The organism is Streptomyces albireticuli (genome assembly GCF_021228125.1).
Lineage (GTDB): Bacteria > Actinomycetota > Actinomycetes > Streptomycetales > Streptomycetaceae > Streptomyces > Streptomyces albireticuli.
Genome location: NZ_JAJQQS010000016.1, coordinates 145,861 through 160,065, shown reverse-complemented (window position 1 = coordinate 160,065; position 14,205 = coordinate 145,861). Strand labels below are relative to the sequence as shown.

Annotated in this window: 10 protein-coding genes; 8 read left to right on the top strand and 2 right to left on the bottom strand. The window is 72.8% G+C overall.

The window, feature by feature from the left end; genetic code table 11:
* Window positions 1-58 precede the first annotated feature (58 nt).
* On the bottom strand, window positions 59-1,558 hold the full coding sequence (locus tag LUZ64_RS26320; protein ID WP_232398864.1) for an MFS transporter: 1,500 nt from the start codon (window positions 1,556-1,558) through the stop codon (window positions 59-61).
* A gap of 370 nt (window positions 1,559-1,928) precedes the next feature.
* Between LUZ64_RS26320 and LUZ64_RS26315 the strand changes: the two genes are divergently transcribed.
* Entirely contained in the window at window positions 1,929-2,477 is a 549-nt protein-coding gene (locus LUZ64_RS26315; RefSeq protein ID WP_095579259.1) for a flavin reductase family protein, read from the top strand.
* Between the two features lie 237 nt (window positions 2,478-2,714).
* Here LUZ64_RS26315 and LUZ64_RS26310 read toward each other — a convergent pair whose 3' ends face one another.
* A complete protein-coding gene (locus tag LUZ64_RS26310; protein WP_095579258.1) occupies window positions 2,715-4,724 on the bottom strand; it encodes a hypothetical protein in 2,010 nt (669 codons plus the stop codon).
* A 376-nt stretch (window positions 4,725-5,100) separates the two neighbouring features.
* Between LUZ64_RS26310 and LUZ64_RS26305 the strand changes: the two genes are divergently transcribed.
* The 7 genes from LUZ64_RS26305 (at window position 5,101) to LUZ64_RS26275 (ending at window position 14,199) form a co-directional block, all read left to right on the top strand.
* Entirely contained in the window at window positions 5,101-6,717 is a 1,617-nt protein-coding gene (locus LUZ64_RS26305) for an HAL/PAL/TAL family ammonia-lyase (RefSeq protein WP_232398862.1), read from the top strand.
* Window positions 6,707-7,006 (top strand): hypothetical protein, encoded by a 300-nt coding sequence (locus LUZ64_RS26300; RefSeq protein ID WP_095579257.1) that lies wholly within the window; start codon window positions 6,707-6,709, stop codon window positions 7,004-7,006. The genes LUZ64_RS26305 and LUZ64_RS26300 overlap by 11 nt, the downstream gene beginning before the upstream one ends.
* Window positions 7,003-9,342, top strand: coding sequence for a beta-ketoacyl-[acyl-carrier-protein] synthase family protein (locus tag LUZ64_RS26295; RefSeq protein WP_095579256.1), 2,340 nt, complete (start codon window positions 7,003-7,005; stop codon window positions 9,340-9,342). The genes LUZ64_RS26300 and LUZ64_RS26295 overlap by 4 nt, the downstream gene beginning before the upstream one ends.
* The gene (locus tag LUZ64_RS26290; protein ID WP_095579255.1) at window positions 9,342-10,445 is read left to right on the top strand and encodes a class I adenylate-forming enzyme family protein; all 1,104 of its coding nucleotides are present in this window, start codon (window positions 9,342-9,344) and stop codon (window positions 10,443-10,445) included. Before LUZ64_RS26295 ends, LUZ64_RS26290 begins: the two co-directional genes overlap by 1 nt.
* Window positions 10,442-11,770 (top strand): styrene monooxygenase/indole monooxygenase family protein, encoded by a 1,329-nt coding sequence (locus LUZ64_RS26285; RefSeq protein WP_095579254.1) that lies wholly within the window; start codon window positions 10,442-10,444, stop codon window positions 11,768-11,770. Before LUZ64_RS26290 ends, LUZ64_RS26285 begins: the two co-directional genes overlap by 4 nt.
* Window positions 11,740-12,510 (top strand): SDR family NAD(P)-dependent oxidoreductase, encoded by a 771-nt coding sequence (locus LUZ64_RS26280; protein WP_095579253.1) that lies wholly within the window; start codon window positions 11,740-11,742, stop codon window positions 12,508-12,510. The genes LUZ64_RS26285 and LUZ64_RS26280 overlap by 31 nt, the downstream gene beginning before the upstream one ends.
* 105 nt (window positions 12,511-12,615) lie before the next feature.
* Window positions 12,616-14,199, top strand: a complete 1,584-nt coding sequence (locus LUZ64_RS26275; RefSeq protein ID WP_095579252.1) for a 4-hydroxyphenylacetate 3-hydroxylase family protein — start codon at window positions 12,616-12,618, stop codon at window positions 14,197-14,199.
* Window positions 14,200-14,205 lie beyond the last annotated feature (6 nt).

The window sequence follows — 14,205 nt, the reverse complement described above, 5'->3', positions numbered from 1 at the left end:
GACGGCCAGACCTTCACCGCTCCCGGGACGGCCGCGCCCGGAAAAGCCGCCCGGAGCCCTACGCGACCTCCGTCGTCCGTTCCGCCGCCGCGTTCACCCGCCGATCCGCACCGCGCCGCCGGTACAGCGGCACCGCCACGAACAGGCAGACGACGAAGGCGGCCGCGAGCCAGCGGAAGGCCGCGTGGTAGCCGGACAGGGCGGCGTGGTCGCGGGTGAGCGCGCCGGGGGTGTCGTGATCGGCCAGGTAGGAGGCGGTGGTGGCCGTGGAGACGGTGTTGAGGAGGGCGACGCCGACCGAGCCGCCCACGTACTGCATGGCGTTGACGGTGGCCGAGGCGACGCCCGAATCGGCTGCCTCCACTCCCAGGGTGGCCAGGCTGGTGGTGGCCGTGATGATCGTCCCGAGGCCGGCGCCGGTGAGGACGAGGGCCGGGAGGACGGCGGTGGCGTAGGCGCTGTCGAGGCCGAGCGTGGCCAGCAGGGCGAGTCCGCCCGCGGCCGACGCCGCGCCCGACGCGATGACCGCCTTGGGGCCGAACCGGGGCAGGAGCACATTGGTCGCGAGGGGCGAGGTGCCGATGAGGCCGCCGATCATCGGAAGGTAGGCGAGGCCGGTCGTGGCCGGGCCGTACCCCAGGGAGTGCTGGAGGTAGTAGGTGGCGAACAGGAAGGTGCCGAAGACCGCCGAGCTCGTCTGGAACAGGGCGATCAGGGACGCTCCGCGGTCGCGGTCGAGGACGATGTGCAGCGGCAGCAGCGGGTGTCGCGCCCTGGTCTGCCACCAGGTGAACGTCACGAGCAGGGCGACCGCCACGGCGAGGAACCCCCAGGTGGCGACCGAGGTCCACGGGTGGTTCCCGGCGGCGGCGAAGCCGTAGACGAGACAGAACAGGCCGGAGCCGACGAGCACCGTGCCGGGCACGTCGAGCCGGGACGTCCGCGCGCGGGGCGCGGGGGCGAGCAGGAGGGTGCCGGCGACGAACGCCACGACCGCGGCCATGGTGTTCATGTACATGGCCCAGCGCCAGCTCAGGAACTCCGTGAGGACGCCGCCGAGCGGCATCCCCACCGCGCCGCCGGCACCGGCCGCCGCGCCCCACACGCCGAAGGCGGTCGCGCGCTCCTTGGCGTCGGTGAACGTGACGCCGACGAGCGAGAGCGCGGCGGGCGCCAGGAGCGCGCTGGACAGACCCTGCCCGGCGCGGGCCGCGACCAGCATCCCGAAGCCGTCGGCCAGCCCCGCGAGGACGGACGTCCCGGCGAAGCCCGCGAGGCCGGCGAGGAAGGTGCCGCGGCGGCCGAACAGGTCGGCGATGCGCCCGCCGAGCAGCAGGAGACTGCCGAAGGCCAGCGCGTAGGCGGTGACGATCCACTGCCGCCCGCCGTCGGGGAACCCCAGGTCGGCCTGGGCCGAGGGCAGGGCGATGTTCATGATGGTGCCGTCGAGGACCACCATCAGCTGCGCCATGCTCAGGACGCCCAGGATCCACCAGCGGCGGCGCGGCGCCGCTTGGCTCCGGAGCCCGGGCACGGGGGTGATGTGGCGCGGAGGCATCGTGGCGGTCTCCCGGAGGGGCGCTGGTGGCTCGCTGACGGCCCCGCGCGGACAGGTGGCGGGGCCGGCGGCGCGTCGAGGTCGGAACACAGGAAGGAAGGAAGAAGGCAGCCCTCGGATGAAATGCCGCAGCTTTCAGCATAATTGAGTTCCCGCCGCCCCCGGAGCCCCGCTCCCGAAGAAGGATGGTCAGGACACTCGCTCAACCGATCTTCCGATAACCCCTGGATCCTTTTTACCTCGTTGGAGGGGGTTCCGGGCCACGGCGGCAATTCGGTAACCTCTTGGCGTTAAGGTCGCTGTGTGCTGGTCGCCATATTTGCTCGGCCGTGACGGGAATCCGCGCGGGCTAGGAGTGAGGACGGGGACGATGAAACACACAGAGACCTCCGGAATGAAGGACCAGGGTTTCCGGGCGGCGATGCGGCATCTGCCCACCGCCGTCGCGGTCCTGACGGTCAGAACCGGGACCGGCCCGGCCGGGATGACCGCCGGGACGGTCACCTCCGTATCCATGGATCCCGAGCTGCTCTCGGTGTCCCTGCGCCAGGGCAGCCGCCTCACCGACGCGATCGCCGACTCCGGTGGATTCGTCGTCAATCTTCTCCAGGAGCACCAGTCGGCGATCGCCCGGTGGTTCGCCTCGGCCGAACGCTTCGGCATGACCGACGAGTTCCACGGCATCGGCTGGCACCCCGCCTCGAACGGCGGCCACCCGATCCTGGCGGACGCGGCCTGCGTGTTCGAGTGCCGTACGGAGGGGCAGGTGCCGAACGGCGATCACCTCCTCACCATCGGCTGGGTGACGGCGTGCAGGGTGAGCCCCTCGGCCCGCCCGCTGCTCAGTTATCAGGGCCGCTATCACAAGATCAGCAACCTGGCCGGCGACGATGCGCCGGCCTCCCGGCTACGGGCATGACCGCGCTCTGAGCCGGGCGCGGGCGCACGGACCCCTCTTCCCTTGACAGGTGGGTACGTTCGGCCGCGTGGGTCGATCTCTTCGCCTTTGAACCGGCGTTCGCCGCGTCCATGGGATTCACCGCGCCCGTGAGGGCCGCCGCATCCGTAAGAGCCGCCTTCGACGCCGACCGGCACACCGCGCTCGCCACGGTGCGGCGGAACGGCTCACCTCGGGTCAGCGGTGCCGAGCCCGCGTTCACCGCACACGGATCACGATCGTGCCGGACCAGCCCTCCCCGGGTTCGGGCCGGACCGTACGCCCGTCGACGGTCATCTCCAGCGACCGGCCACCGGGCGCGGACAGCCGCGCGCCGCGGTCCAGCCGCAGAGCCGACAAGTGGCAGGTGCCCGTGGGGATCCAGTGGCTTCCGGGACCCAGAGTGATGATCACTCCATTGTTGACCACGGGAGACGGGGTGTTGGTGACCACACCGAGCTCCCGGTAGCGGGTGATGTCGATGCTGCTCACCCGGTGCCTGACGGTGGTGGCCGAGACCGTGCCGGTGAGGCGGCAGCGGGTGAGGTTCAGGCACAGGTTCAGGCCGTGCGTGGGACCGATCCCGCCGCGGAAGCCGTTGAAGACGTCACCGGTCAGGTCGATGTCGGTGAACTCGGCCATGGCGTCCATGGGGTGCGCGACGGTGGTGTCGAAGTCCGTCATGCGCTGGGGCGCGGGCGTCGGCTCGTGGTAGACGCCTTCGGCGACGCCCCAGCCGTCCGCGTGCGTCGGGCAGGGGTCGTCGTCGTCCATCAGCTGGAGCAGGACGCCGTTGCCGGGCAGCAGCCGCGCGCCGTCGGATCCGTCGACGTCGAGCCGCGCGGGCTGGCCCTTGACGAGGAACATCGTGTCGGTGGTGCGGAAGACGGTGCCACCGTCGACGCGCACCGAGCCGGGACCGTGCCACATCAGGCCGAAGCGGTGGGAGCGGAGCGCCCCGGCTCGTGGGGTGAGGGCCTCCAGGTCCCGCTCGCTCAGGCCCAGCCCCCAGTCGGTGTCCAGCCGCCGTACGGCCTGCGGGGTGCTGTCGCCGTAGTGCAGGGCGCCGCTGCGGATGATGCCGACATAGCCCGTGACGTCGAACTCGCAGCCGAGGAAGTGCTGGGTGACGTTGTCGACGACGTACGAGCCGTAGCCGTCGCCGGCGACCGTGATCCGGCTGTTGACGGCCGCCAGCCGGCACTTGTCGCCGGTGACGTCGGCCGAGGAGCCGTCACCGCTCATGGGCCCGAAGGGGAAGCCGTCGCCGCTGGTCTCGGAGGACAGTACGCCCCAGCTCTCCGAGGAGAGGGTGGAGGAGAGGTAGACGGTGGTGGTGTCCTTGCCGGAGAGATTGGTGGCGCGCACGTTGCCGGAGAGGCCCAGGACCCACGGCGCGGTGCGCATGTACCTGGGGTTGACGTTGGGCACGTACTCGTCGGGCAGGACGCCGTTGGCCGCGTGCAGCCGGGAGTTCTTGACCACGACCGTCGCGCCGCCGAGGGCGACCACGGTGGTGCGCATCACGCCGCGGCAGTCGATGCGGGCTCCGTCGGCCACCAGCCGGGTCCGCGGGCCGGAGGCCGTCAGGGCGGCGCCGTAGCCGACGAAGTCGCTGCGGCCGTTCCCCGTCAGCTCGATGCGCGCGTCACGCAGCAGGTAGGCGCCGTCGGCCACGTAGACACCGTTGAACGCCTCGCCGGTGGAGACGACGGTCAGGCCCTCGGCTGCCGACGTGCCGACCCGCCCGCCGCTTCGCGCGGCGGTCACGGAGCGGCCGTCCTCGGGCCCCCGGGCACCGACGTACAGCGCGTGCCGAAGGGGGAAGACGAGTCCCTTGAAGCGGACCGGGTGCGCGTCGCACACCGTGACCACCACGTCGCCGCGGTAGGTGCCCGGGGCGATCCGGACGGCCTCGGTGGGGGTCAGCACCGCCCCGGTCTCGGTCCCGTCCACGGTGAGGGTCAGGACCTTGCCGGCGGGGGCGGCGAGGATGCCGCCGGCTTCGACGGTGAGGCTCTCCAGGCGTGTGGTGCCCGTGAGAACGACGGTGCTGCCTTTGCGCACGGTGAGGAACGGCGTGGGCGGGGGCGCCGCACGGTCGTCCCTGGTCGTGAGGGGAGCGGCGGCGGGGAGGAAGAGGGCCCCGCCCAGCGCGGCGCCGAGCGCCACGACGCGGCGCCGGACCGACCGGCGGTCGCCGGCCGGTGGTGGAGGGTCCGCTGCCATGTCATGTACTCCCTCGCGTCTCCCGGCGGCCGAGTTGCGATGCTAACCCCGCCCGCCAGGAATTTCGGAGTACCTCTGTTCGGCCGATCGGGTAATCCCAGAAATTTCAAGGGGCATTCACGCATTCGTCTCCGGAGGTGACCTGGTCCGCGCCGGCTGACGCCTTTCCGCATTCCCCCAGGCCGCGCGCCGTCGTATTGGCATACGGATGCCCCGTTCGGGTCCATCTCGCGCGACCCCGTATTCACGGATGAGGCATCAGCCTACGATCGTTGTGGGTGGGAAACCACGAATGAGGGGGTCTCCGTTGGCGCTTACACGTACGGTGCCGCAGGCCGAAGAAACCAGCACGGCCCTGGTACTGGGAGCCGATTCCTTGCGCGCCGAAGAAGTCGCGGACTTCGCGCGGCACCCTGAGAAATGGGAAATCCGCCTCGACGGCGATGCCTGCACACGCATGACCGCCGCCCAGCGGGCGAAGGACGCGCTCGTCGCCTCCGGGCAGCCGGTCTACGGCGTGACCACCGGGTTCGGCGACAGCTGTGGTCGGCACATCGGGCCGGCCAAGGCCGCCAGCCTGCAACGCAATCTCATCTCCGGCCACCTGGCCGGCAGCGGCGACCCGGCGCCGCCCGAGGTGACCCGGGCGACCATGCTGATCAGGGCCAACTGCCTGGCCCGCGGCTACTCCGGGGTGCGGGTGTCCCTGGTGCAGCTCCTGGCGGACTGCCTGCGCGAGGACATCCTGCCGATGATCCCGGAACGGGGCTCCGTCGGCGCCAGCGGCGACCTGGTCCCGCTGGCCTACCTCGCCGACATGCTCACCGGCAACGGCACCGTGCTGCACCGCGGCACGACCCGCTCCGCCGCCTCGGCGCTGCGCGAGGCCGGTCTGACCCCGGTGGAGCTCGCGCCGAAGGAGGGGCTCGCGCTGATCAACGGCACCTCCTTCATGAGCGGTTACGCGGTCGCCGCCGTCCGCGCCGCCCGTGACCTGTCCGCGATCGCCGATCTGTGCACGGCGTTCGCGGTCGAAGCCCTCCAGGCCAGCGCCGGGCCCTTCGAGCCGTTCCTCCACACGCACAAGCCGCACCCGGGGCAGCGGACCAGCGCGGCGAGGATCCATCACCTGCTGAAGGGCTCGAAGCTCGCCATCGAGCACCGGGACAGGGTCACCGCCAACCCCCGGCTCAAGGGCGCCGGCTATCAGATGCTGCGTACGGGCCTTCAGGACCGCTATTCCGTACGCTGCGCGCCCCATGTGACCGGCGCCCTGAACGACACGCTGAGCTGGGTCACCGACTGGGTCGACACCGAGATCAACTCCACCAACGACAACCCCCTGTTCGACCCCGAGACCGGAGAGGTCCACCACGGGGGCAACTTCTACGGCGGCCACATCGGGCTGGCGATGGACGGACTCAAACTCGCCCTCGCCAGCCTCGGAGATCTGCTGGACCGTCAGGTCGCCCTGGTGGTCGACGAGAAGAGCAACCAGGGCCTGACCGCGAACCTCGTCCGGCCGACCGACGGCACGGACTACGATTCCGGGCTCCACCACGGCTTCAAGGCCGCGCAGATCGCCTCCTCCTCCCTGGCCGCCGAGGCGCTGAAGAACACCGCCCCGGCGACGGCCTTCTCCCGCTCGACGGAGTCCCACAACCAGGACAAGGTGAGCATGGCGTCCATCGCGGCCCGCGACGCGTGGAAGGTCGTCGAACTGGTGCAGAACATCGCGGCCATCGACCTGGCCGCGCTGTGCCAGGCGGTGGACCTCCGGGGCGGCGACCGCATGGCCCCGGCCACCCGGGCCGCCTACGACCTGGTGCGCACCGCGGTGCCCTTCGTCGACCAGGACCGGCGGCTCGACAAGGACCTGGCCGGCCTCGTCGACCTGATCAGATCCGGGGAGGTCGCCGCGGTGCTCAGGGCCGCCGGCGCCGACGTGGAGGGCCAGCTGCCCGAACAGCCGCGGAGGTACTGTGTCCACTGACCTGCCCGACGCCGAAGTCGTCATCCGTGACACGGTCGGGGCCGTCCTCAACACCTCGGCGGCGGAGTGGCCCCGCGACCGTCCCCTGGACGAGCTGCCGGACGCGATCTACGACAGCCTGGCGCAGTTGGAAGTGCTCACCCGTGTGGAGCGGGCGTTCCGGCTCCCGCCCCGCCCCGTCGAGCCGGACCACCTGATGAGCATCGACACCATCATGGCCATGGTCGCGGAGTCCACCGCCGTCCGCACACCCGCCGAGACCGGCGCGGCCGAGGGCGGTGACGGATGAGCGGGACTCCCCGACGGGTCGCCGTCACCGGGATGTATCTGGCCTCCGGCCTGGGCGTCGGGACCGAGCAGGTCTGGCAGGCCGTGTGCGCCGGCGCCTCGGCCGTCGGGCGCTGCTCGGACCTCGCGGACGTCTTCGCCGCGCGGCTCCCCGACGCCCCGGAGGCCGCGCTCCTGGTCGAGCGGGCGGGCCTCGGCGCGCTGGGACACGCCGGGATCGACCCGGACGCCCTCGATCCGCACGAGATCGGCATCGCCCTCGGCACCAATTCCGGCTCCGAGGACCTCTGGACGCACTACCGGCGGGCGGCCGGGGCCGACCCGGTGCCCGCCCGGCACCCGGCGCACACCTGCGCCGACCGCCTGGGCGCCGCGCTCGGCGGCCGGGGCCCCAAGGCGGTCTTCGCCACCGGGTGCATCGCCAGCGCGAACGCCGTCGGATACGCCTACGACGCGGTGGCCACCGGGCGTGCCACGGTCATGCTGGTGGGTGGTTACGAGGCGCTGAACATCACCACCGTCGCCACGTTCGCCAGCTGGAAGTCGATCGACTCCGCGCCGTCGGCGCCCTACGCCCGCAGCAGCGGCCTGAACCTCGGGGAGGCGGTGGCGTTCCTGGTCCTGGAGTCGGAGGGGTCCGCGCGGGCGCGCGGCGCGCAGGTCCACTCCTATGTGCTCGGCTACGGCCTGACCAGCGACGCCTACCACATCACCGCCCCGCCGCCGGACGGTTCCGGACTGCGGACCGCCATGTTCGGCGCACTGGGCCGCGCGGGCCTCGCCCCGGACACCGTCGGCTACGTCAACGGTCACGGTACGGGCACTCCCGCGAACGACACCGCCGAGCTGAACGCGATGCGGGCCGTCTTCACCGGGCCGAACCCGCCGCCGATGAGCAGCTCCAAACCCCAGGTGGGGCACACGCTGGGGGCATGCGGCGCGCTGGAGGCGGTGCTGACCACGCTGGCCCTGCGGGACGGGCTGCTCCCGCCGACGGCCAACGCCGAGGGCTCACCGCCCTGGGACGTCGTGCCCGGCACCGCGCGGCGGGCCGAGGTCGAGGTGGCGCTGTCCAACTCGATCGCCTTCGGCGGCGCCTGCTGCTCACTGGTCCTGGGCCGGAACGGCGGCACGCCGCGGGAGCGGCCGCGCAAGAGCCTGTCGTTCACCGGTGCCGGGGTGGTCTCGGGCCTGGCCACCGGGCGGCGCCCGTTCCTCGCGGCACTGCGCCGGGAGCCGTCCGGCGGCGCCCCGGACGGCTTCCGTTCCGCCCGTGACCTCGACGACTCCCTCCGGGACTTCATCGACCCGAAGTACCGTCCGCGGCTCGACGGCCTCGGCGCCATGACGGTGGCGGCCGCGCGCATGGCGTGGGACGACGCGGGGCTGCGGGACGGCACCCGGGTCGGCATCGTCCTGGCGACCGCCGCCGGCCCGATCGGGACCGTGGAACTGCTCAACGAGACCGTCGAACGGGAGGGCCCGGAGTACATCAGCGCCGTGCACGCTCCGAACATCGTCTCCAGCGTGACGGCGGGCTACGCCACGCTGGAGCTGGGGCTGGGCGGCCCGCTGGCGGCCGTCTCCACCGGTGACGCCTCGGGGCTGATCGCGCTGGGGCACGCGGCCGACCTGATCCGCCAGGGGCAGGCCGACGCCGTCATCGTCGTCGCGGCCGACGACGTCACCGACACGCTCGCGCGGGCCTACCGCCACTACGGGCTGCACGGCCCCGGCGCGTGCCGGCCGTACTCCCGGACGGCCGCTCCGGGCCCGGTCTCGGCGGGAGCGGCGGCCGTGGTCCTGGAGGCGTCCGAGCACGCCCGGGCCAGGCGCGCGACCGAGCTCGGCACCCTGCTCGGGCACGCGGTGTCCTCGGGCCCCGGGCCGTCGGAGGACGCGCCGCTGTGCCCCGAATCCTGGTCCCGGGCGCTGCGCCGGGCGCTGGACGAATCCGCTCCGGGCGGGGCGGGCGCCCGGGCCGCCGAGGCCGTCGACGTCTACGGCGCCGCCCGGGGCGTCCCGGCCGTGGACGACGCCGAACTGACCGCGATCACGTCCTGCCTCAAGTCGCCCGGCACCCGGCTGACCGCCGTCGCCGGGGCGACCGGGCACTGTCAGTCGGCCGGCGCCCTGCTGTCCCTCGTCGCCGCCCTCGACGGCTGCGGCGGTGGCCCGCTGCCGCGCACGGCCGAGCCGTCCGACCCGCTGCCCGGCGCGCGTGCCTACTTGTCCGCCGGGCCCGCCGGCGGCTCCCGCCGGGCCCTGGTGAGCGCCGCCAGCTGGGGCGGTACGTACGCGGCCGCGGTCGTCGGCCCGACCGGTGAAGGACCGTGATGGAGAGTTATCAGGAGCTGGCACCCCTGGAACTCCTCGCCCGCAGTCTGGGTGCCGCGCCGTCCGGTCCGCTGGGGCCGACGGTCACCCGGTGGGACCGGCTCGGGCGGGAGGCCGCCGAGGAACTGGTGGTGAACGCGCTGCCGGAGGTGGTCGAGCTGTGCACCTCCGGCAGTACGGGCCCGGCCGCGCCCTGGCGCCACAGCGGGCGGCAGCTGTGGACGGAGGCCGGGATGCTGGCCGACCTGGTCCGCGCCGACCGTCCCCGGGCGATCCTGTCCTTCGCTCCCCCGACCCATCTCTACGGCCTGATCGCCACCGCGCTGCTGCCCGCCGTGCTCGGCCTCCCGCTGTGCTACTGGCCCCGCTACGGGCTGCCGGCGCCCGCCATCGACGCCGACCGCTGGCTGGTGGTGGCCATTCCCTGGGCGTTCCCCGTCCTGCTCCGCGACCAGTCGGTGCTCGGCCGGCGCGAGCACGTCACCGTGCTGCACAGCACCGCCACGCTGCCCGCGACGGCAGGGGAGTTCATCTCGGCCGCCCGGCCCGGCGGGGTCCGGCTGATCGAGCTCTTCGGGTCCACCGAGACGGGGGCCATCGCCTACCGCGAGCAGGCCGATGAGCCCTCGCCATGGACCCTGATGGACGACGTCCGCTTCACCGACGATCCCGGCGACGCCCGGCTCGGCGTGACCAGCCCCCGGCTCGCCCTCACTCCGGAAGGCCGCCCCATGACGAGGTGGACCACCGACGACTACGTCCAGCGGCTGGACGACCGCAGCTTCCACTTCCACGGCCGCAGACACCGGCTGATCAAGGTCAACGGCCGCAGGATCGACCTGGACCTGGTGGAGGAACAGCTGCGCGCCGCCCTCCCCTGCGCCGATCTCACCTGTGTGCCCGTCACCGACCGGATCCGCGGCGAGCACGTCGAACTGCTCGTCGCGGGGCCCGACGAGCCGCACCTCGTACACCGGCGGACGGCCGAGACGCTGCGCGCGCTCGGCGTCACGGTCGGACGGATCACGATCGTGGACGCCATCGACCGCAGCGACACGGGCAAACCCCGGCGGATCGCCGACCGGCGGGCGGTGAGCCCGTGAGGATCGCCATCATCGGGGACGGCATCTCCGGCCTCCACCTCGCGCTGCGGCTTCAGCAACTGGACATCGACGTCACCCTTTTCGGGGCCAAGGCGCCGGAGGCCGTGCGGAACGGCCGGGCACTCAACTTCGTCGCGCGTTCGGGCGGCACCAGGCGGCGCGAGGAACTGCTCGGCCTCGACCTCTGGGCCTCGCCGGACACCCTCGCGGAGGCCCGGACGGTCACGGTCCACGGCCCCGAGCCGCTGACGTTCCGCGCCGACCCGGACCCCGCCTACAGCATGGTCGACTTCCGGCTCTATCTGCCCGTGCTGGTCGAGGAGTACGTCGCGCGCGGCGGCCGGCACCTCGTCACGCCCCTCACCGCGCGGACGGCGCACGACGCCGCCGGCGACCACGACCTGGTCGTCGTCGCCGGGGGCCGGGCGGCCGGGGAACTGTTCCCCCGCGACCCCGAGCGCTCCCCGTTCGACGCCCCGCAGCGGGTGTTGTGCGGCGGGCTGTACCGGGGCATCGGCGAATCCGTCCCCCACAGCATCGAGTTCCATGTGATGCCCGGGGTCGGCGAGGTCCTGCGTATGCCGTTCCACTGCGCGGACGGCCACGTCGACGTACTGGGTCTGGAGGCCGTCCCCGGCGGCCCCCTCGACCCGCTCTGCCGCACCCCCTACGACGCCGACCCGGCGCACTTCCACTCCGTCGTCCTCGACGCGCTCCACCGTTACGTGCCCGACCTGCGCGAGCGCGTCGACGAGCGGGCCTTCGCGCTCAACCGGCCCGCCGACCTGGTACAGGGCGGGGTCGTCCCGGTGGTGCGCCGGGCCTGGCGGGCCCTCACCGACACCACCTACGCGCTGGCGGTGGGCGACGCCTGGATCGTCAACGACCCCATCACCGCGCAGGGCGCCAACCTGGGCTCGCACTGCGCCCTGGAAGTCGCGGAGGCGATCGCCGCCGGACCGCCCTACGACGACGCCTTCTGCCGCGCCGCCGAGGAGCGGATGCGCCCCTACGCGGAGAGCGTCGTGCAGTGGACCGCCGCCTTCCTGCGCCCGCCCACCCCCCAGCTCCTGGAGCTCTTCCGGGCGGCGGACGCCGATCCCTCGGTGGCCGCGGCCTTCGCCACCAACTTCGACGATCCACCGGCCATGTGGCACAGCATCGCCGCACCCGAGCGCACCGCGGCCTTCCTCGCCCACGTGCGCTCACGGTCCGAAGGCCCTGACGCGTCGGACAGCTCCGTCCCCCTTCCCTCCTCCGCTTCCGCAGCGGCCGGCACCCCAAGGACACCGCAGTGGGCCGACTTGACCGCAAGACCGTCCTGATCAGCGGATCCAGCACCGGGATCGGCAGGGCGGCGGCACTGGAGTTCGCGAAGGAGGGGGCCCGGGTCGTCGGTTGCGGGCGTGACCCCGCAACCGCCGACGAGACCGTCCGACTGGTCAAGGAGGCGGGCGGCGACATGGTCTCGCTCGCCCCGGTCGACCTGTCGGGCCGGGACGGCGCCCGGGCGTGGATCGACTTCGCGCTGTCCGAGTACGGGCGCTTCGACATCCTCGTCAACAACGCCTCGTCGCTGCGCAACGCGCCGTTCGACGCACTCGGGCCGGAGGACTGGCACCACACGATCCGCAACGAACTCGATCTGGTGTACCTGTGCACCCGGACCGCCTGGCCGCACCTGGTCGCCCAAGGCGGCGGCGTCGTCCTCAACGTCGCGTCCATCTCGGGCTCGCGGGGGGCGCTGTTCGTGCAGCAGGCCGCGCACGGCGCGGCGAAGGGCGGTGTCCTCGCGCTGACCCGCCATCTGTGCGGCGCGGGCGCCGCGCACGGCATCCGCGTCAACTCCATCAGTCCCGGGCTGATCCGCACCCGCGCCACGGCGCCCCACATCGACGATCCGGGCAGCGGGGTGCCCGCCCTGCTGAAGAAGATCCCGGCCGGGCGGGTGGGCGAGCCCGAGGAGGTGGCCGGACTCGCGGCGTTCCTCGCCTCCGACGACGCGGCCTACATCAACGGCGCGGACTTCGTCATCGACGGCGGCATCAGCGCGATGGCGGGCTGAGGCCGAGGGGTCCGTGGTGCGGACGGCACCCGGGCCCCGAGCACGCGGCAGCCGCGGGACCCGCGGGAACGGAAGACCGGCAGAACGACCGGCAAGAGGAGCGTCATGCCCGATCAGCACGTGAGCAGTGCGACAGCCCCGCGGCCGGACACCGGCCGTCGCACCCCCGACCGGCCGATGACCGGCGAGGAGTATCTGGAGAGCCTGCGCGACGGCCGCGAGGTGTGGATCTACGGCGAGCGGGCCGGGGACGTCACCGCGCACCCGGCGTTCCGGAACAGCTCCCGGTCCCTCGCCTGGCTCTACGACGCCCTGCACGACCCCTCCTCGCAGGGCGTGCTCACCACGGACACCGACTCGGGCGGCGCCTTCACCCACCCGTTCTTCCGGGCCCCGCGCGATTCGGCGGACCTGCGTGCCGCGCGGGACGCCATCGCGGCCTGGCAGCGGATGACCTACGGCTGGATGGGCCGGACCCCGGACTACAAGGCGTCCTTCCTCGCCACGCTGGGAGGCGACCCGGAGTACTACGCCCCCTTCGCGGCCAACGCCCGCGACTGGTACGAGCGCGCCCAGAACAAGGTCCTCTTCCTGAGCCACGCCCTCGTCAACCCTCCGGTGAGCCGCCATGTCTCCGCCGAGCAGGGCGCCGGCATCTGTGTCCGGGCCGTGGACGAGACGGACGCCGGGATCGTCGTCAGCGGGGCGAAGGGGGTGGCCACCGGGGCGGCGCTCACCCAGTACGCGTTCGTCGGCCACACCGGCCCGGCCCCGGAGGACCCGGCGCAGGCCGTCTCCTTCATCGCGCCGATGAACACCCCCGGCCTCAAGATCATCTGCCGTCCCAGCTACGAGAACCAGGCGCACCGGGCGGGCAGCCCCTTCGACTATCCGCTGTCCAGCCGGTTCGACGAGAACGACGCCCTCCTCGTCTTCGACCGCGCCCTTATCCCCTGGTCGCACGTACTGATCCACCGCGATGTCGACCGCGCCGGCGGATTCGCCCACCGGAGCGGGTTCCTGCCCCGGTTCCTCTTCCACAGCGCCGTCCGGATGGCGGTCAAGCTCGACTTCCTGTGCGGCCTGCTCCTGAAGGCCGTCCACAGCAACGGCAGCGACGTCCACCTCGGCGTGCAGTCCGGCGTCGGCGAGGCACTGGCCTGGCGGCACACCGTCCACGCCCTGGTGACCGCCATGACCGAGCAGACCGAGCCCTGGACGGAGGGGTACGTCCACCCCCATCTGCACCCCTGCTTCGCCTATCGTGTGCTGGCCCCGACCGCCTACCGGACCGTCAAGGAACTCATCGGACGCCTCGTCGCCAGCCCCCTCATCAGCCTCGCCTCGCACGCCGACGACTTCCGCGCCCCCGAGCTCCGCCCCCACCTGGACACCTATATGCGGGGCGCCAACGGGATCGGGGCGGAGCAGCGCGTCAAACTGATGAAGCTGGTGTGGGACAGCGTCGGCAGTGAGTTCGCGAGCCGCCACGAGCTCTACGAGAACCTCCACGCCGCCAACCCCGAGGTCACCCGTTTCGAGACCTTCCAGTTCGCGTCCCGCACGGGACTCCGCGACGAGCTGTGCGACTTCGTCGACAAGTGCATGTCCGACTACGACACCGACGGATGGACCGTCCCGCACATGCGCGCCCACGGCCAGGACGGGCCCGGTCGCGGCGGCCGTTGACGCCGC